12 protein-coding genes, 3 tRNA genes and 1 pseudogene are annotated in these 18968 nt (G+C 54.8%); 11 read left to right on the forward strand and 5 right to left on the reverse strand.

Annotation, left to right across the window (positions count from 1 at the left end):
* Positions 1 to 2: 2 nt before the first annotated feature.
* From AC1P02_RS14475 to AC1P02_RS14495, 5 genes are all read right to left on the reverse strand, one after another.
* Entirely contained in the window at positions 3 to 452 is a 450-nt protein-coding gene (locus AC1P02_RS14475; protein WP_429235195.1) for a hypothetical protein, read from the reverse strand.
* Positions 453 to 573: 121 nt separating this feature from the next.
* A complete protein-coding gene (locus tag AC1P02_RS14480; protein ID WP_005310510.1) occupies positions 574 to 1059 on the reverse strand; it encodes a YqhA family protein in 486 nt (161 codons plus the stop codon).
* Positions 1060 to 1290: 231 nt separating this feature from the next.
* Complete coding sequence (locus AC1P02_RS14485) at positions 1291 to 1755, reverse strand: hypothetical protein (protein WP_485185460.1); 465 nt, start codon at positions 1753 to 1755, stop codon at positions 1291 to 1293.
* A gap of 213 nt (positions 1756 to 1968) precedes the next feature.
* Positions 1969 to 2044, reverse strand: a tRNA-Asn gene (locus AC1P02_RS14490).
* Positions 2045 to 2046: 2 nt separating this feature from the next.
* Positions 2047 to 2122: transfer RNA gene (locus tag AC1P02_RS14495), tRNA-Asn, on the reverse strand.
* Positions 2123 to 2690: 568 nt separating this feature from the next.
* On the opposite strand from AC1P02_RS14495, the gene dauA reads away from it, so the two are divergent.
* The 11 genes and pseudogenes from dauA to tssC all read left to right on the forward strand — a co-directional run bounded on the left by dauA (position 2691) and on the right by tssC (position 18964).
* Positions 2691 to 4427 (forward strand): C4-dicarboxylic acid transporter DauA, encoded by a 1737-nt coding sequence (gene dauA, locus AC1P02_RS14500; RefSeq protein WP_058394667.1) that lies wholly within the window; start codon positions 2691 to 2693, stop codon positions 4425 to 4427.
* Between the two features lie 274 nt (positions 4428 to 4701).
* A tRNA-Ser gene (locus AC1P02_RS14505) sits at positions 4702 to 4789 on the forward strand.
* Positions 4790 to 5377: 588 nt separating this feature from the next.
* Complete coding sequence (gene hcp1 / locus AC1P02_RS14510) at positions 5378 to 5896, forward strand: type VI secretion system effector Hcp1 (RefSeq protein ID WP_021140316.1); 519 nt, start codon at positions 5378 to 5380, stop codon at positions 5894 to 5896.
* Between the two features lie 305 nt (positions 5897 to 6201).
* Complete coding sequence (locus AC1P02_RS14515) at positions 6202 to 8247, forward strand: type VI secretion system Vgr family protein (RefSeq protein WP_485182524.1); 2046 nt, start codon at positions 6202 to 6204, stop codon at positions 8245 to 8247.
* Positions 8237 to 8968: a DUF4123 domain-containing protein gene (locus AC1P02_RS14520; protein WP_485182525.1), complete on the forward strand. Its 732-nt coding sequence runs from the start codon at positions 8237 to 8239 to the stop codon at positions 8966 to 8968. Before AC1P02_RS14515 ends, AC1P02_RS14520 begins: the two co-directional genes overlap by 11 nt.
* Positions 8965 to 13797 carry an RHS repeat-associated core domain-containing protein gene (locus AC1P02_RS14525; RefSeq protein ID WP_485182526.1) on the forward strand — a complete coding sequence of 1611 codons (4833 nt, stop codon included), beginning with the start codon at positions 8965 to 8967 and terminating at the stop codon, positions 13795 to 13797. Before AC1P02_RS14520 ends, AC1P02_RS14525 begins: the two co-directional genes overlap by 4 nt.
* Positions 13794 to 14012, forward strand: a complete 219-nt coding sequence (locus tag AC1P02_RS14530) for a hypothetical protein (protein ID WP_485182527.1) — start codon at positions 13794 to 13796, stop codon at positions 14010 to 14012. The genes AC1P02_RS14525 and AC1P02_RS14530 overlap by 4 nt, the downstream gene beginning before the upstream one ends.
* Before the next feature lie 104 nt (positions 14013 to 14116).
* Positions 14117 to 14804, forward strand: a pseudogene (locus AC1P02_RS14535) (transposase); the annotation flags it as partial.
* Between the two features lie 125 nt (positions 14805 to 14929).
* The gene (locus tag AC1P02_RS14540; protein WP_485182528.1) at positions 14930 to 16288 is read left to right on the forward strand and encodes a tetratricopeptide repeat protein; all 1359 of its coding nucleotides are present in this window, start codon (positions 14930 to 14932) and stop codon (positions 16286 to 16288) included.
* Positions 16289 to 16943: 655 nt separating this feature from the next.
* Entirely contained in the window at positions 16944 to 17447 is a 504-nt protein-coding gene (gene tssB, locus AC1P02_RS14545) for a type VI secretion system contractile sheath small subunit (protein ID WP_485182529.1), read from the forward strand.
* Between the two features lie 38 nt (positions 17448 to 17485).
* Positions 17486 to 18964 carry a type VI secretion system contractile sheath large subunit gene (gene tssC, locus AC1P02_RS14550; protein WP_256688174.1) on the forward strand — a complete coding sequence of 493 codons (1479 nt, stop codon included), beginning with the start codon at positions 17486 to 17488 and terminating at the stop codon, positions 18962 to 18964.
* Positions 18965 to 18968 lie beyond the last annotated feature (4 nt).

Below are 18968 nucleotides of genomic sequence, written 5' to 3' on the forward strand. Positions count from 1 at the left end.
GATCAGGCGCGCCATTTCAAGATGGTCCAGCGCCAGGCGTGGCGCAGCACCAGAGGAGTTAACACCAAAGTGCTCAGCCAGTGGGCCCAGCTGGCGAGGCTGCCCATGGCATCGCCCGGGGTGCCGTGCAGCAGCAGCAGCAGACCGCTGGCCAGACAGACCAGCAGCAGCCCTTCGATGATACGACCAGTGATCCGCAAGAAGGGTTTGTGGCTCTTGTTCAGCAGGCTGCGATGAGAGAGCCAGAAGGCGCCAAACAGTAGGGGAAACAGGGTGAGCGAAAGCATCACGTGGAGAAACAGATTCCAGCGAGCCAGGAACCAGAGCGGGGTCAGCGGCTCCCACAGCAGCAGGCCGGAGAAGAACATCAGATAGAGGGAGCCCTCGGCGGCCTGATGGTGATAGGCCAGCCACTGCCAGCAGTGTCGGGGTGAGAGAGAAAGGCTTGTCATAGGTGCTCCAGCGCCCGGGCAATGCAGCCCGGGGGAGCAAGTTTACAATGGGGTAAAGGTAATGAAAAGAGTTATCAATTCTGGTCTTGATGAATCAATCCTGAATGAAAACAAGGGCTGGCTACTTGTGGTCTGCCAACCTTTCTGTGATTGCATAGATAAGTGCTGCCACCGAGAAGGCCAAAAAGACAATGACTGACCACTTCATCTCGACTTCATTGCCGGTGCCATCGTCCAGAAAGGCCTTGAGCACTTCGATCCCGGCGATAGTCACCAGGGAGTTGATGACGATGAGCTTCAGGGAGGCGAAGTTGATCTTGCTGAGCCAGTTGTTGCCGAGCGCCTCGCGCTGCTCCTGAGTCTGAATAAACTGCACATAGCCGCAGATGGCCACCAGGATCAGCATCTGCGCCACCAGTACGAAGTCCACCAGAGTCAGCACCCCTGTGATGAGGTCAAGATAATGGATGTCGATGATGTCGCGGCACAGCGTATAGAGCTGCATGGCAAACTTCACCATCAAGAGCGCCACGCATACCAGAATGCACACGTAAAAGGGGAACATCATCAACCGGCTGCCATTGAGCATAAAGTTGAACCGACGCATGAGAACTCCTGAGTAGGGTGAGATTGGGCTGATTATCGCCTGAGTCAGGCGACGAATGCATGTTTTACTGATAAAGCCTGCATGGCCGCTTGCTCGGTAGAAGGTGTCGCATTGATGGGGCCTGCCCTGACAGTCGATGTGCCACTGTCACAGATGGCAAGCGCTCGGTACTGATGCAATACCGTCAGAATGCAGAACAGGCGCCCGGTTGCGGGTCGGGCACCTCGGTTATTACTCGATATTGATGGGGCCCTTGGTGCCCGCATCACTATCGATCCAGACATCTTCCCCCTTCAGACGGCGATCGCCCTGAATGGTAAATGTGATGGTGCCCTGCTTGAACAGCAGTGCACCGTCAGCCCTCTTTGCCTTGACTTGTTTGCCATTGACCCAAACCTGCTCTTTGCCATCGATACGGATGGTGGCAACTGTGGCTCCTTCGTTGCTTTTTGCCACCCATTGTCCAGCATAGGGTGTGGTGTTTGCGGCGGCCTCCGTGCCCGCGGGAGTGGTGGCCTCGCCAAAACCAGCCTTGGCATTTTCGACCTTGCTCTTGGTGATATCGCACCCTTGCAACTCGGAGGCCTGGGTGCAGCCGGAGTTTTCGAGTTGCTGGCGGTATTTGGCACTGATGGCGTGGGCAGGGGACTGGATCAGCAGGGCCAGTGCTGCCGCCGTAATCATGGTTTTGTGCATCATATTGCTCGCTTCTGTTGTCAGGTTATTCACCTCGTCCACTTTAGTACTGCGCGTGACCAAGGGCTACCTGCTTGTATCTGTCTCCTGAGCGGGAGGCGAGAGCCAGCTTTGCAATGGGGTGCGAGCCGTGATGGAGAGGAAAAGAGGGTGAGTAAGTGGAGGATGTGGCAGACATGAAAAAGCCCAGTCCTGAGACTGGGCTTTGAAATTTGGCTCCCTCGACAGGACTTGAACCTGTGACATACGGATTAACAGTCCGCCGTTCTACCGACTGAACTACGAGGGAATTGGCTCCTCCTACTGGACTTGAACCAGTGACATACGGATTAACAGTCCGCCGTTCTACCGACTGAACTAAGGAGGAATTGCCTGTCTTGTTGAGACGGTGCGGATATTAATAGCCTGTCGACCGGGTGTCAACCCGCGATCCGGCGCAAAAAATGGAATTTCGCCCTGTTTGTCCAAAACTTGGTCATTGTGGACTATTTTCAGCACAATCAGCAGCTTGAGATTGGCCTCTGGCGGCCACGTTATCAATTTTTTGCGCTGGTGGCGGATTGTGTTCTGGATGCTCAGTGATGGCCAACCATCCCTGCCCGTTCAATAAAAATGGGGTGGGTGAATGGGAGGACCCATGCCTCATAAACCGCCCCGATGGTAGACAAGTGTCTGCCGCGGGCCGTGTGCATTTGGTTAGCAGGCGAAGTGAAAAATCTGCGTAATGGTGATAAAAATCGGCGATATGCCAGCAACAAACCGCTATTTTGCGGTGTAATGGTCATTCATTGATCTTGCCCATCGAAATATTTCCTCGGCTGGAGTATGGTTGCCCCGGATACCATCGCCGTGTCGACAGTTCTGCCGGCCCTTGATGATGATCGGGCGCCGGTTCAATCCGGCCTTTATCTCCCTCTTCTGGTATTACGACATACATGCACAACCAAGCTCCCTTGCAAAGCGTGAAGCTGGCCATTGCTTTACGCCAATCCTGTATTGATGAACCCTATAGCATCCCTCGCTTTGGCCGTGACCTGATCGCCGGCGTCACGGTCGGCATCATCGCCATTCCGTTGGCCATGGCGCTGGCGATTGCCAGCGGCGTGCCACCGCAACATGGTCTCTATACCGCCATTATCGCAGGTATCGTCATTGCCGTGACTGGTGGATCCCGTTTCTCCGTGTCGGGGCCGACCGCCGCCTTCGTGGTGATCCTCTACCCGGTGGCCCAGCAATTCGGGGTCGGTGGTCTGCTGATGGCGACCCTGATCTCGGGCTTCTTTCTGGTCGCCATGGGGATGGCCCGGCTTGGGCGCCTGATTGAATACATTCCGCCGTCAGTGACCCTGGGTTTTACCGGCGGGATCGCCATCGTGATCGCCACCTTGCAGATCAAGGACTTCTTCGGGCTCCAGGTGCCTGATATGCCGGAAAATTACATAGGCAAAGTAGAGGCGCTGGTACATGCCCTGCCAAGCTGGCAATGGGGTGACACGCTGGTCGGGATTGCTACCCTGGCCGTGTTATTGCTCTGGCCACGGCTGCGCTTGCCGGTGCCCGGACATTTGCCCGCCGTGCTGGTGGGTGTGGGGCTGGGGTTTGGTCTGCATTACTTTGGTGTCGATGTGGCCACCATTGGCAGCAAGTTCAGTTATACCCTGGCCGATGGCACACAAGGCATGGGGATCCCGCCCATAGCGCCGACTCTGGTAATGCCCTGGGCACTGCCGGGGCCGGATGGTTCACCGGTCGAATGGAACCTGGCGGCCATCGAGCGCTTGCTGCCGGCTGCGTTTTCCATGGCCATGCTGGGGGCCATTGAGTCGTTGCTTTGCGCCGTGGTACTCGATGGCATGACGGGTCGCAAGCACAGCTCCAATGCCGAGCTGGTGGGGCAGGGGCTGGGCAACATATTGGCGCCTTTCTTCGGTGGTATCACGGCAACGGCGGCCATTGCCCGTTCCGCCGCCAACGTACGGGCGGGTGCCACCTCGCCGGTTTCCAGCATAGTGCATGCGCTTGTGGTACTGGCCGCCATTCTGGTGCTGGCACCCTGGCTCTCCTGGTTGCCGCTCTCGGCCATGGCCGCGCTGTTGCTGATCGTGGCCTGGAACATGAGTGAGGCACACAAGGTGGTGGAGCTTGTGCGCCGCGCCCCCAAATCCGATGTGCTGGTGTTGGTGGTGTGTTTGTCGCTGACCGTCATCTTCGACATGGTCATTGCCATTACCTTCGGGGTGATCCTGGCGTCGCTGTTGTTCATGCGTGAAATTGCCAAGATGACCAAGCTGCACGATTTGGCCGATCACAAGCGCTATGCCGACGAAGTACCGGCGAATGCCTTGCTTTACAAGATCAACGGCCCGCTGTTTTTTGCGGCAGCAGAGCGTGTCTTTGGCGAGCTGGTGGCTCAGGTTCAGGGGCACAAGCTGCTGGTATTGCAGATGGAGGCTGTCTCCATCCTGGATGCCGGGGGACTCTCTGCTTTCCTGCAGTTTGAAAAGCAGATGGCCAAGGCCGGAGTGGAGCTGCGGGTGGCCGAGTTGCAGTTTCAGCCGTTGAAGACATTGGCGCGTGCCAAAGTGCGCCCTGTGCCGGGTCAGTTGGAGTTTTATGGCTCTCTGGAAGAGGCATTGAAAGGCGAGCAGAGTCACGAACAGGCCGCCAGTTGATGGTATGGGATGCAGAGGTGGCAAGATTTTGCGCAGTTGGCTCGGTTCTTGAGCAAACAGATTGAAAACCGCAAAATTGCATTGACCCCAACACAATGCATCCCTTACATTACGCCCCGTCGCTGTGGCATGGTCCGCAAGCAATGGTGCAGCTCAGGCACCTGAAAGTGTGAGAAAAAATTTGGTGGGATGTCAGAATGGCTGCCCACCGATGAAGTCGGCAAGAAAGCACGCGTAGCGTGCTCCGAAAGCCACTTCAAAGAAGTAAAGATTTGGTGAGGTGTCCGAGTGGCTGAAGGAGCACGCCTGGAAAGTGTGTATACGGCAACGTATCGAGGGTTCGAATCCCTCCCTCACCGCCAACTAAAAGAAAAGGGCCTGTCGCAAGACAGGCCCTTTTCTTTATGCCCGTTTGACGGACTGTCCAGTTCGAACGTGATATGTGTACAGATCTCGTTATCACTGACATGCAGCAAACCCCCAGGCAATCTGATTGTCCGGGGGTTTTGTTTTTCCATGGCAGCCATTCGATCCCATATCGGTTCAGCTATTCGCCTAGCCTCTTCATTACCTTGATCGCATCGGGTGATCTGGTAGTCATCATTGCCAGAACCTTGTTCGTATGCGTCATCAGTGGATTACCTCAGCTACTGCTCTCCTACTAATTGATAGCTCAGTGGGAAGGTCAGCCACAAGACGCTGTCACTTGCCTAACGGGGTTAAGTATCATTATGAGCAAAGCATTGCTTTAATTTTGGTTCTAAATGCTGGGTATGCAACTTTTGGTAGTGTTATATGCCAGTTGCGCAACTTATTGCGCTCTTTTTGGGAGGGTTTAGAACTGAGTTTTTAGTAAGTATTTGTTTTTTATAAATAAAAATGTTTGGCATGGTCACTGCTAATGGTTTCGGTCGAGTGTCATTACCGTTCAACCAATCAGGAGCATACACATGCCAACTCCATGTTATATCAGCATCGAAGGTAAAACCCAGGGCAACATCACCGCGAGTGCCTTCACCTCCGATTCCGTCGGCAACATCTTCGTGCAAGGTCACGAAGACGAGATGCTGGTACAAGAGTTCCAACACGTTGTGACCGTACCGACTGACCCGCAATCTGGTCAGCCGGCTGGTCAGCGTGTCCACAAGCCGTTCAAATTCACCGTTGCCCTGAACAAGGCCGTACCGCTGATGTACAACGCCTTGGCCTCCGGTGAAATGCTGCCGAAAGTGACCCTGAAGTGGTATCGCACTTCCGTGGAAGGCAAGCAGGAGCACTTTTTCTCTACCGTGCTGACCGATGCCACCATCGTCGATATCGACTGCCAGATGCCCCACTGCCAGGACCCGGCGAAGTCTGACTTCACCCAGCTGATCCAGGTCTCTCTGGCCTACCGCAAGATTGACTGGGAACACACGGTCGCCGGTACCTCCGGCTCTGACGACTGGCGCGCACCCAGCGAAGCGTAAGTTGATACAAAGGGGCACTGCTTGCGGTGCCCTTTGCTATCTGCGCGATTGACGAGCATCCATTTGAGGATATCTCGCCGACTGTCTTCTACTCCCCCGTTCTGCACCGCCCCGAAGTTTTCTTGTACCCGTTTGCTCTTTGCGAGTGGGTACAAGAAAAAAACCGAATTCACGTCTTGTCGCACGCCGTCAAGGGCGTGCGGTAGCCATGGTGTCAGAAAAACCAGGGCGATGGCGGATCTCTCACACAGTTTGAAAAGCCCCCGAATGTACGGGGCTGCACCATATCTCAGAGGCGCTCACCGATGGCAGACAGCACAGGATTACAATTTACCGTCAAGGTAGGGGCGCTGCCCGGGAGCACTTTCGTGGTGGCCGAGTTTGCGCTGGAAGAGGCGCTGAACAGCCCGTTCCAGTTGCGGTTGGAATTGGCCAGCCCCCAGCCGGATGTCGACTTTGCCGATGTGCTGGACCAGCCGTGCGAGCTCCTGGTGTGGTACAACGGCGAGTTGCAGCGGCGGGTGTGCGGGGTAGTGAGTGACTTTGCGCAAGGGGACAGCGGTTTTCGCCGCACCCGCTATCAGCTCATGGTGCAGCCGGCGTTGTGGCGGCTTTCGCTTCGTCACAATTCCCGTATCTTTCAGGCGCAGAAACCTGATGAAATCCTGTCCATCCTGCTGCAAGAGCACGGCATTACCGACTACGCCTTTGCGCTGAAAAACGAGCACGCCAAGCGGGAATACTGCGTTCAGTATCGCGAGACCGACCTTGCGTTCGTCAACCGGCTCGCCGCCGAAGAGGGGCTCTTCTATTTCCATGAATTCGATGCGGGCAAACACCGCATCGTGTTTGCCGACGACGCGGCTGCATTAACAGCCGGCCCCGAGCTCTTCTTCAACCTGGGCAACCGCTCCTTGGAACAAGGGCCATATGTGCGCCAGTTCCACTACCGGGAAGCGGTACGGCCCAGCGATGTGGAGCTCAAGGACTACAGCTTCAAGACCCCGGCCTACGGACTCTCCCACAAGAAACAGGGCAGCGAGCTGGAGCACCAGCGCGATACTTACCAGCACTTTGATTTTCCCGGTCGCTACAAGCAGGACCCGAGCGGCAAAGCGTTTGCCCAGCACAGGCTCGATGCGCTGCGCAATGACGCAGTGGCGGGCAGCGGCAAATCCAATAGTGCAGCCCTGCTGCCGGGGCAGTTTTTCTCGCTGACCGAGCACCCGAACGGCAGCCTCAATGCCGACTGGCAAATCGTGCGCATCAGCCATACCGGCTTGCAGCCACAGGCGCTGGAAGAGGAGGGGGGCAGCGGTCCGACCGTCTACCACAACGAGTTTGGGGTGGTCAAAGCTGCGACCACCTGGCGTGCCCGCATTGGCAGCCCACAAGCGCCGCACAAGCCCATGGTGGATGGCCCGCAAATCGCCATTGTGGTGGGCCCCGAGGGGGAGGAGATTTACTGCGACGAACATGGCCGGGTGAAGCTGCAATTCCCGTGGGACAGATATGGCAGCTCCAACGACCAGAGTTCCTGCTGGGTGCGGGTGAGTCAGGGATGGGCGGGTGGCCAATACGGCATGATGGCGATTCCGCGCATCGGCCACGAAGTTATCGTTTCATTTTTGGAAGGGGACCCGGACCAGCCAATCGTCACCGGTCGTACCTTCCACGCCACCAACCGGCCGCCCTACGACTTGCCCGCCAACAAGACCCGCACAGTGCTGCGCACCGAAACCCACCAGGGTGAGGGCTTCAACGAATTGCGTTTTGAAGACCAGGTGGGGCAGGAAGAGATTTACATCCACGGTCAGAAAGACCTGAACGTGCTCATCGAAAATGATGCGGCCTGGCACATCAAGCATGACCAGCACACCGATATCGACAACGAGCGCGTGACCCGCATCAAGGCCAACGACCATTTGAGCGTGGAGGGGGAGAAGCGGGACCATATCAAGGGTGACCTGTCGCTGACCGTCGATGCTTCCATGCACCAGAAGCTGGGGCAGAGCTGGCTCACCCAGGCAGGGCAGGAAGTGCACGTCAAGGCCGGCGCCAAAGTGGTATTGGAGGCGGGTTCTGAGATCACCGTCAAGGTGGGCGGCTGTTTTATCAAGGTCGATGGTGGCGGCGTTACTCTGGTCGGCCCCACCATCAAGATGAACTCGGGTGGCAGCCCTGGTTCAGGTGCTGGCTGGGCGGGAAAATCCCCTATTGGTCCCCACGGTGTTGCTGTGCCTCCCCCCCCCAAGGTACCCCTTAGCCCAGCCCAGCTTGCCACAATGAAGAGTGCGGCTCCTTTCTGCGAAGAGTGCGAGAAGTGCAAGGAGGGCAGCTGTGAAATCTGAGGCCATGTCATTAGCCGAATGGGTTGCACTACCTCGATTGACCCCCCTGTATGCCGTCTTGGCAGGTGCCAGTGATGCTGCCCCTGTGCAGCATTATTATCAGCTGGATGGTCGCAGTACTCCCCGTGGTTTGTATCTCGGCACTGCCTATGAGGATTGGCATCCTGTTATGCCCTATCTGGTTGAATTGGATGAGGGGAGCGCCTTTATCGAATGGGCTGCCAATACAGATGCCCGCGACTGGGGATTTTTGCTGTCGACAGCACAATCTGTTCATACCCTCTATGCCCATTTGCAGGGACTTACCCAGATCTGGCATCAAGGTGAGACAGTGTTCTTTCGCTACTGGGATGGTGCCTACCTTGCCCCCATTGTTGAGCAGCTTGGGGATAGTTTTACCCATCTATTGCCCGAGCTAAGTTCACTGTGGGTCAGTGGCCAGGCTTTCAGCTGGGAGAGTTCTACTCCCGAAGTGCCACGCCCATTTCCTTGGTGGAGCCTGCCGCAGACCCTGGCTGCCATGTTGGCAACGCGAGATACCAGCCCCCTTGTCAACAACCTGATGCAGCAGTTGGCCGACCAAAATGGCCAGCTCTACTGGTCCTTTCCCGAGGCCAATTTACGGTTCAAGGTTGCCCGTTTCATCGCCCGTCATCCATCTCCTGATATCGATTTATTTCCGGCGCTGGAAGCCGCGTTGTGCAAAGAGGTTCAAGTATGAGTAATGCCGGCCAGGCCGTCTTCACCCAGGTGATCGCTGATTATCGCAATGCTTTGAAAGAGTATCGCAAGGATGCCGAGAGCTTCTTTCTTGGCGATATGCTCAGCATGGATATGGAGCAGACCATCAAGGTCGGCGACAAGACCATAACGGCTTCATCGGGTAGCAAAAAGGCACAATCCGTTGTGGCTCAGTGCCCACTGAGCGGCACCCTGCGGCTGGTTCACATGTTTGAGTCCGTGCGCTTCATTCCCATTGGCGATACCCCTTACAAGGTGGAAGCGGGCAAGATGGTTCGTGGGCGCTTTGTCAGTGAAGCAGTAGCCAAGGAGGGAACGCTGGATGCCAAGGGGATTGCTGAAGTTGGCAACCTTGCACCGGGCAAGTCCTATCGGGTGACCTTTTACCCCAATGTGAAAAAAAGCGATCTTGATGCCTTGTTTGCATCCTATGTTCCGGTACAAAAAGACCTCGAAGCCTGGCTAACCAAGGAGTGGAACAGCGAACACAAAGCCGCCTGGAGTCGTTATAACGCAGCAGGTGGCGGATTTGGCAGTCATACCCTGGCTGCCGCCAGCGGCATTGGCAAGGCACTCGTCGGGGTGTGGGACGATCTCAACACCATCTACAACCTGCTGGCCGATCCGGTGGGCAATGCCAAAAAGCTGGCTGAATTTGGCGTCGATGCCGCAGCCATGGCCCAGGCCGGCGCCTCTCAGATGGAGGCAGCCATGCTGGTGCTACAGGATGAAGCGCTGCTCTATCTCTATGCCTATGCTCTGGTGAGCTGGGTCAAGATGTTGCCGCCGGATCAGCAGACCGAGTTTGGTGCCCAGGTGATTTCCTCCGTACTGATCGACGTCATTATTGGCGTTGTGCTGACGGGGGGAGCCGGGCTTGCTGCCCGCTATGGTGCCAAAGCTGCCTCCGCTGCCAAGAACAGCGATAGGGTGATGCGCCTGGTGACCTCGCTGGTCAACCTCTCCAAAAAACATAATCTGGCGCAACATGCCCAGACAGCCAAGAAAGTATTGATTGCCGGATCGGCCAAGTTTAATCCGGCCAAGAAGGCCGATCTCAAGCTGGTGGATGGCAGTGCCAAAACCCTGGTTGAGAAGGGCACTGCTGCCAAGCGCCAATTCCGGTCTCACTCCGAGATAGAGCAACTCAAAACAACACCTGATGTCTCCAAGCAAGCCAAGACACCATCCGGCCAAGCCCATCAGCCGGAAGCGCAGACCTGCAAGAATAACTGCCCGGTTTCCATGGTGACAGGGGAGGAGTTGCTGACGCTGGAAGATGCACATCTGCCCGGCATGTTGCCGTTTACCTTCGGTCGCCTTTACCGAACCTCAGCGGTAGAGCAAGCATGTGGCATGGGGGGAGGGTGGAGCCACTCTTTGGCCCATCGGCTTGAACGCCATGGCGAAACGCTGACCTGGTGGGATGATGAGTCCCTTGCCATCGAGTTGCCCTTGCCATCGCTAGCCAGACCAGTGGTAACCAATTTGCTGTCAGAAGCAGCTGTCTATCTGGGAGATGAGGTAGACGAGGTGATCGTTGCCAAGGCAGGGTCTCCCTTCCTGCATTTCACCTGGCATGGCAACGCCGGGCGATTGACTGCTATGTCTGACGTCTATGGCAATCGGCTGATCGTTCGTCCTGACCGTCAAGGTCGCCCCTGCTGGGTTGAGAACGATGCCGGGATGGCTCTTCGGATTGTCTATCAAAAAGCCTTTCTTACTGCCGTTGAATTGCACCATTTCGATGGGATTAACTGGCAGCCACAAGCCACGCTGCAACGTTATTACTATGACGAGGCCGGGCATCTGGTCACCGCCGAAAACGGGGTGGGTGAGTGCGAGCGCTACCGTTACCGCCCTGATGGAGTGATCCTGGAGCGCCGTCTCGCGGGTGGAGCCGGTTTCTTCTGGGAGTGGGAAGGAGAGGGGCGTGTTGCCCGAGCAACCCGACACTGGAGTGACGTCGCCCGTTTTGATGTCAGCTATCGTTGGGATGATGCCAGGGGGGAGGTGAGCGTCAGCAATGCGGATGGTAGCCTGGAAGTGTATCAGCATGACAGCAATGCTCGCCTCGTTCGAAAGCAGGATCCTGACGGTGCAGTCACCGAGTTTGGCTACAACGACAAGGGTCAGAAGGTATTGGCCCGTGATGCACTCGGTGGCGAAACCCACTACCACTACAACGAGCAAGGATTGCTGGCATTCGAAGTAGCTCCGGATGGCAGTCAGACAGCCTATCACTATTGGGATGGGCGTGTCCGCAAGGTGGTGCAAGGGGATCGTGAGTGGCGTTTCGATCGCGACGAGTATGGGAATGTGGTCACAAAAAGAGACCCCCTAGGTCGTGAGACTCGTTACGGCTATACCGCACAAGGCAAACTCTGTTCGGTCGTACAACCGGATGGCAGTCGTGTCGAACTTGTCTGGAATCGCCAGGGACAGCTGATCGAGGAGAAGGGGGCCGATGGTGCGCTAACTCGTTGGCGTTATGACGAGCGTGGTCGTCAGATCGTGCGACGCGATCCGCGTGGTGGCATCACCCGTTATGAGTGGGATGCCGCCGACCGTTTGCAGGTGGTACACCTGCCTGGTGGTGGTACCCGTCGTTTCGAATACAACGCCTATGGCAAGGTGACGGCCGAGTGGGATGAGCTGGGCCGCGAGACCCGCTATGAATATCACCCCGGCCTGCATCTGATAAGTCGTCGCATCAATCCCGATGGCAGCGAGCTCAAGTATCGCTATGACAACGCCAAGTTGTTCCTGAGCGAAGTCGAAAACGAGCACGGCGAGCAGCATCGCATCCACTACTACCCCAATGGTCTGGTTGCGCGAGAAACCGGCTTTGATGGCCGCACCATCGCCTATCGCTACGACCTCAATGGTCATCTGAGCGAGAAGATGGAGCAGGGCAAGCAGGAGACCGAGCTGGTGACTCGCTATGAGCGGGATGCTATGGGGCGCCTGCTCAAAAAATGCCTGCCAGATGGTCGTGAAATTCAGTTCAGCTATGACCAATATGGCCAGTTGACTCAGGTTGATGATGGCGCTTGGCCATTGGCCTTTGAATATGACACCGGCGGCAATCTGGTAGCGGAGCACCAGGGCTGGGCTTCCAGCTATTTCAAGCACGATGCCATGGGGCAGCTTGTTCATTGGCAGTTGCCGGATGGCAATCAGCTCGATTACCTCTATCAGCACGGCACATTAAGCGGCATCGATCTTAATGGGAGCGAGCTGACCCGCCACCAGATGGTGGGCGGGCTCGAGATGCGCCGCAGCCAGGGGGCGCTGACCCAGCAATATGAATATGACGAGCAGGGGCGCCTGACCGCGATGCGTGTGCAGCGGGGCAAGCAGGTAGCCCGTGAGCGACGTTACGGCTATGACAGCACAGGTAACCTGCTGCAGATCAATGACAGCGTACAAGGGGAGCAGCACTACCGCTACGACCCGCTGGATCGGTTGCTGGAGGTGCGCGGTGAACTGACCGAACGGTTCCTGCACGATCCGGCGGGCAATCTGTTGAGCCAGACCCTGGGGAGCCAGTTTGATGGGGCGCGTACTCAGGGCAACCGGCTGCTGTTTAGTGGCGCTCGCCATTTTGAGTACGACGAATTTGGCCGACTGGCAGTAGAGCGACGTGGCAAAGGCCAGTCGTTGGTCACCCGCTATCACTACGACTGTCAGCATCAACTTATTCGGGCCGAGTTACCCGATGGCAGCATAGCCCGCTATGACTACGACGCCTTTGGCCGCAGGATTCGTAAAACAGTCAGCGGGCATAAAGGGCCATCTGGCGAACAGGTTACCGAGTTTTTGTGGCAGGCCAACAACCTGATTGCCGAGAGCCGTCGCGATGGCGGATACCGCAGCTTTATCTACCAGCCGGGCAGCTTCAAGCCATTGGTGCAACTGGAAGGAGAGGGGCAGGATGCAGAGGTTTTCCACTATCAGCTGGATCATCTCGGCACCCCGCTGGCGCTGACCCGCGACAATGGGGCGACAGCCTGGCAGGTGCGTTATCGCGCTTATGGCAATGTGTGGCGGGAGGAGGTTGCTGAGGTGGCAACTCCCTTGCGTTTCCAAGGTCAGTATTATGATGCTGAGACAGGGTTGCACTACAACCGTCACCGCTACTACCAACCTGAAACGGGTAGATTTATCACCCCCGACCCGATAGGCTTGGCTGGCGGGCTCAACAACTACCAGTATGCCCCCAACCCGATCGGTTGGGTGGATCCGCTGGGGTTAAGCAATGTCCCCGGGCAGTGCCCGCCTATGTCAACAGTGCCAGATGGGGTACCATTATCTCAACGTAAATTTGATGAAATCTTAAATACTCCTAAAGGGGAGAGACCTTCCCCGGAGGTTTATTTACCTAGAGCATATATTGATACGCACCTAGCTCAGTTTGATAATGGCGCCTCACGAATCATGAAAGCATCAGATTACCATGAATATGGGTTGGGCAAACCTGACACAATGAAATCTGAATTTGTTAGCACTAAAGGTGATATAGATAATGTCATTTCACAATCAGATGGAAATATGAATGAGATAGCAAAGCAACTTGGCATCCCCCCAGAGCAGCTGCAAGGTGACGTTCTATTAAGAATAGACTTCCATAACCCTAAAAAACTAGGTTTACAGATTCCCTCTGGTAATGAGTGGGGTGCAAACTCACAATGGATTCCAGGTGGAAAGCTACCGACAGGAAAAAGTGAAGCTGTTATATCAACTGACGGCCTTAAAAGAAGCGATTTCATAATAACAAATCTAAAGACAGGGGAAATAGTACAATGAAGCTAATTGCAAAAAAAAATTGGTTTTACTCCTTGTATGATAATGGTGAATACCTGATTCTAAAAGTCGCTTATTGTAACGGTGCTGTAGATTTCACTAGAAATTTCAAATTTCATAAAGATGAGGTGGCTCTAGATGAAAAAAGCCTTGATGAGTTAGCCAAAGATATTATAGATAAATATGATAATTATAAATTGAGGGAGGTGTTTATATAAAGATGTTGGTGTCTTTATATTTTCTGATAGCGGTGTATGTAGTGGTCTAATCATCCCGGACACCATTTAGGTGGTACAGTCGCTATCATAACCTGAGGCGTTCAATGACAAGATTACGTCGTTCATTTACTGCCGAGTTCAAACTGGAAGCCGGCTCGGTCAAGGGTATTCAGTCCCGACGCTAGTCGTTCATTGGATGTCGGTGAAACCGTACTTCGCCGATGGGGCAGCAGCTTCAATCCGAATGAAGTGGCACAGCCCCTATTAGCAGGCTCTGACTCCAGAGCAGTGGAGAATCCAGCAGCTGGAAGCCCGCATCAACCGGCTTGAACGCGAAAATGGCATTCTAAAAAAGCTACTGCTCTCTTGCTGGCGGACGAATCCATACGTGCGCGCTGACCAATTAAGGGAGCAAACCCCACCACGCGGTCTGCTGTGTTTTCGATGTGCCAAATGACTGTCTTTATGACTATCTGGCTCGAAAGTGGACGATTAACCGTAAGCGGATGCCGCCACAAAGCGAGTTGCGTCGTTTTTTCAAAGAAAGCCGGAGCTCAGTGGTCAGCAGTGCCTTGATATCAATGATGCGGGAGTTGGGACATCAGACTGTCCGATTCAAAGTGCGCAGTCTGATGAAGGAAGCAGGGCTGATATCCAAACAACCGGGCGCTCATCGCTATCAGGTCGCCCGGTCTGAACGACTGGATATTCTCAATCTGTTGGCGCGAGAATTTGATGTTCTGCGACCCAATCAAGTGTGGTGATATCACCTACGTCTGGGCCGCTAGTCGTTAGTATTTCCCCGCCGCTGTGCTCGACTTGCATGCTTGCCGCATCGTGGGCTGGGCGATTTGATAAACCTCTGAAATGGCCATCGTCCATCAATCCATTAATTTCACTTATCGTAGATAGAAACCATGAACCATCGAATTTTATGGCTTGCACTGGCGAGCAGCTGGTTAACCGCTTGTACCACAACTACATCACTCACTGAGTCAGAGCTATCTCAAACAGCCCAACAGGGCCATGGCAAAGCCCAGTATGAACTGGCCAAGCGTTTGGCGGCCAAGCCTGATTATCCCGAGGCGATGCGCTGGATGAAGCAGGCGGCGCAGCAATCTGGCCCCTTGGCGGCGGATAGCAATATTCGTGGTGAAGCGGCGTTGCAGGTGGGTCGCTGGTATCAGTCCGGCCTGGGTGAGCCGAAGAGCCCAACGTTGGCCAATGACTGGTGGCAACGTGCGGCCAAACTGGGTAATCGTGAGGCCAGTTATCAGCTGGGGATGGATTGCCAGCTCCACCATAAAGGCAAATTGGTCAGCGAGTGTCTCGACTGGTTCGAACAGGCGGCCAAACAGGATCATGCCCAAGCGCAACTGATCCTGGGGCAGTGGTATGCCAAGCAGTCCGGTGCCGATACAGAGGCCATCAAATGGCTGGAAAAAGCGGCCGAGCAGGGCAATCGTGACGCTCAGTACCAACTCGGGCTGCGTTACGAGCAGGGGAAGGGGGTAAACAAGCGCTCCGATATTGCCCAGCGCTGGTTTGAGAAGGCTGCCGCCCAGCAACAACCGGACGCCTTGCTGGTGCTTGCTCGCCAAGCAAGTTCGGCAGAGGCATTTACTGCCTATCAGCGTGCGGCTAACGCGGGTTCGGCGCCAGCACAGTTGTGGTTGGGATTGGCCTATCAGGCCGGCGATCTGGTAGCGCAGGATCTTGCGCTGGGTCGATATTGGCTGGAGCTGGCGGCTGGTCGTGGTTCCCATGAGGCTGAATATCAGTTGAGCTTGCTGCAGACCGATGTTGTTTCACGTGAGCATTGGTTGACGCTGGCGGCCCAGGGAGGGTTCAGTCAGGCACAAGTTGCATTGGCGGAGCTGCAACAAGAACGGGGGGAGCTGGCCTCAGCCCGTCAGAGTTTTGCGCAGGCAGCCCAACAAGGCAATGTCGATGCCCGGTACGCTTATGCCGAGATGCTACGACTGGGGTTGGGCGGAAAGGAGGACTACAGTCAGGCACTGCAGCAGTATCGACTGGCAGCCAATGCCAATCACAGAAACGCGCAATATCGTATGGGGATAATGCGTGAGCAAGGGTGGGGAGCACCACGCAATAGATTGCATGCTTATGCATGGTACTTGCTTGCTGCAACGGATGGTAATAGTGATGCAACCAAGGCGCGCGATGAGCTGGAAAAGGGGATGACAGAAAAAGAGAAGAGTACCGGTCAGAAACTGGCGCAGCACTGGTTCGTTAAGTTGAAAGGCGCGATTTAAACGAATGAATTTTTTATTAAAAGCGTTGTAAATCATATGCCTGTCATCTGGGTGTTGAGTATCACCTCTTATTATATTCATTTTGTTTGAACGTATCTTTTTACCCTTCCATTGGTAATTCCTGTGTCAGATGAGTTTTAAAATGAGTGAATGAACGTATGTGACAAGGGTTGACGCAGCAGTAGGTGCTTGGCGTCAATACCTGTCGCGTCGTCATTGCTTTATTGGATGTTCTTTTATAATAGTCATCTCGAATATCTTTTGTTTCATCTTGCATGCAGGTTTTAATATTTTTTGTTTTTTCATGGATGGAGCATAAGTATTTGTTTTTTAACGTAAATATTTTATTTTAATCATGTCTTATTGACGTTTCTGAATGGATGAATATACCATTCGCCGCAATTGGCACTTTAAGCCAACATGACCTCTGACAAAGAGCAGAGGCATAATCGGGTTGTATAGATAACAAGGTGTATATTGTGTTTTTGATTATTAGGGTCTCTGCTCTTTTTATATCAAAAACATATCAGTCGGCCTATGGAGTCGCGTGTCGCTATTCAGCAACACAGTCAACTGTCATTTTTGACAGTTGTTGGTTAATCCATCGGCTATAAGCTTTTGGGTCTTGGCAGATCCACAACTTGGTATTTAGAGCATGGGAAAGAGTATCGATGGCGCCACAGTTGCGCCCAAAGAACGCATCAATATCAAATATGTGCCGGCAACCGGTGGGCAGCAGGGAGAAGTTGAACTTCCGCTGACCATGATGGTGGTAGGCAATATGAAAGGCCGTACCGAAGAAACCCCTATCGAGGAGCGTCAGACCGTCTCCATCGACAAGAACAACTTTTCTTCCGTCATGAAAAAATCTGCACTGGAACTGAATTTTTACGTTCCCAACCGCCTGGAGGAGAACAGCCAGGAGGAGATGCCGGTTTCGATCAAGATCCAGTCACTGGATGACTTCACCCCTGACAGCGTGGCCCAGCAGGTACCCGAACTGCGCACGCTGCTGGAACTGCGTGAGGCGCTGGTTGCCCTGAAGGGACCGCTGGGAAATATTCCCTCCTTCCGCAATCGTTTGCAGGATCTGCTGTCCAGTGATGAAGCTCGTGAGCAACTGCTCAAGGAGCTGGATTTGATTAAGCCTGCCGAGTGATCGGTAGGTTGGATTGATTGACGAGAAAGGAAAACAACATGTCTTTGGTCGAAGAACAGGTTCAAGCGGGGGCCAATACCGCCTCCCCGTCCTTGCTGGACGAAATCATGGCGCAGGCCCGTATCAGCCCGGTTGATGAGGGTTACAGTGTTGCCAAACAAGGCGTTGCCGCCTTGATCGCCAATATTCTTGATAACGGTACCACCAGCGATCCTGTCAACAAGGCGCTGGTAGACAGCATGATTGTCGAACTCGACAAGAAGCTGAGCAAACAGATGGACGTCATCCTGCACGCCAAAGAATTGCAGGAGATGGAATCTTCCTGGCGTTCACTCAAGTTGCTGGTGGATCGCACCGATTTTCGTGAAAACATCAAGATCCAGGTGCTGCATGCGACCAAGGAAGAGTTGCTGGAAGATTTCGAGTTCTCCCCCGAGATCACCCAGTCCGGCCTCTACAAGCATGTTTATTCCAGTGGTTATGGCCAGTTCGGTGGCCAGCCCGTCGGTGCCGTGATAGGTGATTATGCTTTCACCCACAGCTCACCCGACATCAAGTTGATGCAGTATGTCAGTGCCGTTGGCGCCATGGCGCATGCCCCCTTTATCTCCTCGGTTGCACCCGCCTTCTTTGGGGTCGACAACTTCACGGACTTGTCCTCCATCAAGGATCTCAAGTCTGTCTTCGAAGGCCCGTCCTACACCAAGTGGCGCGCACTGCGCGAATCGGAAGATGCCCGCTATCTGGGGCTGACCGCACCGCGTTTTCTGGCGCGTCTGCCGTACGATCCGACCGAGAATCCGATCAAGGGTTTCAACTATCAGGAAGACATCAGCTCGGATCACGACCACTACCTGTGGGGCAATACCGCGTATCTGATGGGCACCTCCCTGACCGACAGCTTTGCCAAGTATCGCTGGTGTCCGAACATTATCGGTCCGCAGAGCGGTGGTGCCATCCACGATCTGCCGGTACATGTCTACGAGGCCATGGGTCAGCTGCAAGCCAAGATCCCGACCGAAGTGCTCATCACCGATCGTCGCGAATATGAGCTGTCAGAAGAGGGTTTCATCACTCTGACCATGCGTAAAGACAGCGACAATGCAGCCTTCTTCTCTGCCAACTCGGTGCAAAAACCCAAGGTATTCCCCAATACCAAGGAAGGCCGGGAAGCTGAGACCAACTACAAGCTGGGTACCCAGCTGCCCTACATGTTCATCATCAACCGCCTGGCGCACTACATCAAAGTGCTGCAGCGCGAGCAGATCGGCTCCTGGAAAGAGCGTCAGGATCTGGAGCGTGAACTGAACGGCTGGATCAAGCAGTTCGTCGCGGATCAGGAGAACCCGCCGGCAGAGGTGCGCAGCCGTCGCCCATTGCGTGCCGCCCAGATCAAGGTGCTGGACGTGGAAGGGGAGCCGGGTTGGTACCAGGTTGCCATGGCTGTGCGTCCGCACTTCAAGTACATGGGAGCCAGCTTCGAGCTGTCTCTGGTAGGTCGACTGGACAAGGAATAATGCC

This window comes from Aeromonas sp. TS_SC_11 (assembly GCF_057318915.1).

What these genes read in the sequence shown, in the direction of transcription:
- AC1P02_RS14475 (WP_429235195.1), bottom strand. Translation starts at nt 452, where the DNA reads ATGACAAGCCTTTCTCTCTCACCCCGACACTGCTGGCAGTGGCTGGCC.
- AC1P02_RS14480 (WP_005310510.1), bottom strand. Translation starts at nt 1,059, where the DNA reads ATGCGTCGGTTCAACTTTATGCTCAATGGCAGCCGGTTGATGATGTTC.
- AC1P02_RS14485 (WP_485185460.1), bottom strand. Translation starts at nt 1,755, where the DNA reads ATGCACAAAACCATGATTACGGCGGCAGCACTGGCCCTGCTGATCCAG.
- dauA (WP_058394667.1), top strand. Translation starts at nt 2,691, where the DNA reads ATGCACAACCAAGCTCCCTTGCAAAGCGTGAAGCTGGCCATTGCTTTA.
- hcp1 (WP_021140316.1), top strand. Translation starts at nt 5,378, where the DNA reads ATGCCAACTCCATGTTATATCAGCATCGAAGGTAAAACCCAGGGCAAC.
- AC1P02_RS14515 (WP_485182524.1), top strand. Translation starts at nt 6,202, where the DNA reads ATGGCAGACAGCACAGGATTACAATTTACCGTCAAGGTAGGGGCGCTG.
- AC1P02_RS14525 (WP_485182526.1), top strand. Translation starts at nt 8,965, where the DNA reads ATGAGTAATGCCGGCCAGGCCGTCTTCACCCAGGTGATCGCTGATTAT.
- AC1P02_RS14530 (WP_485182527.1), top strand. Translation starts at nt 13,794, where the DNA reads ATGAAGCTAATTGCAAAAAAAAATTGGTTTTACTCCTTGTATGATAAT.
- AC1P02_RS14540 (WP_485182528.1), top strand. Translation starts at nt 14,930, where the DNA reads ATGAACCATCGAATTTTATGGCTTGCACTGGCGAGCAGCTGGTTAACC.
- tssB (WP_485182529.1), top strand. Translation starts at nt 16,944, where the DNA reads ATGGGAAAGAGTATCGATGGCGCCACAGTTGCGCCCAAAGAACGCATC.
- tssC (WP_256688174.1), top strand. Translation starts at nt 17,486, where the DNA reads ATGTCTTTGGTCGAAGAACAGGTTCAAGCGGGGGCCAATACCGCCTCC.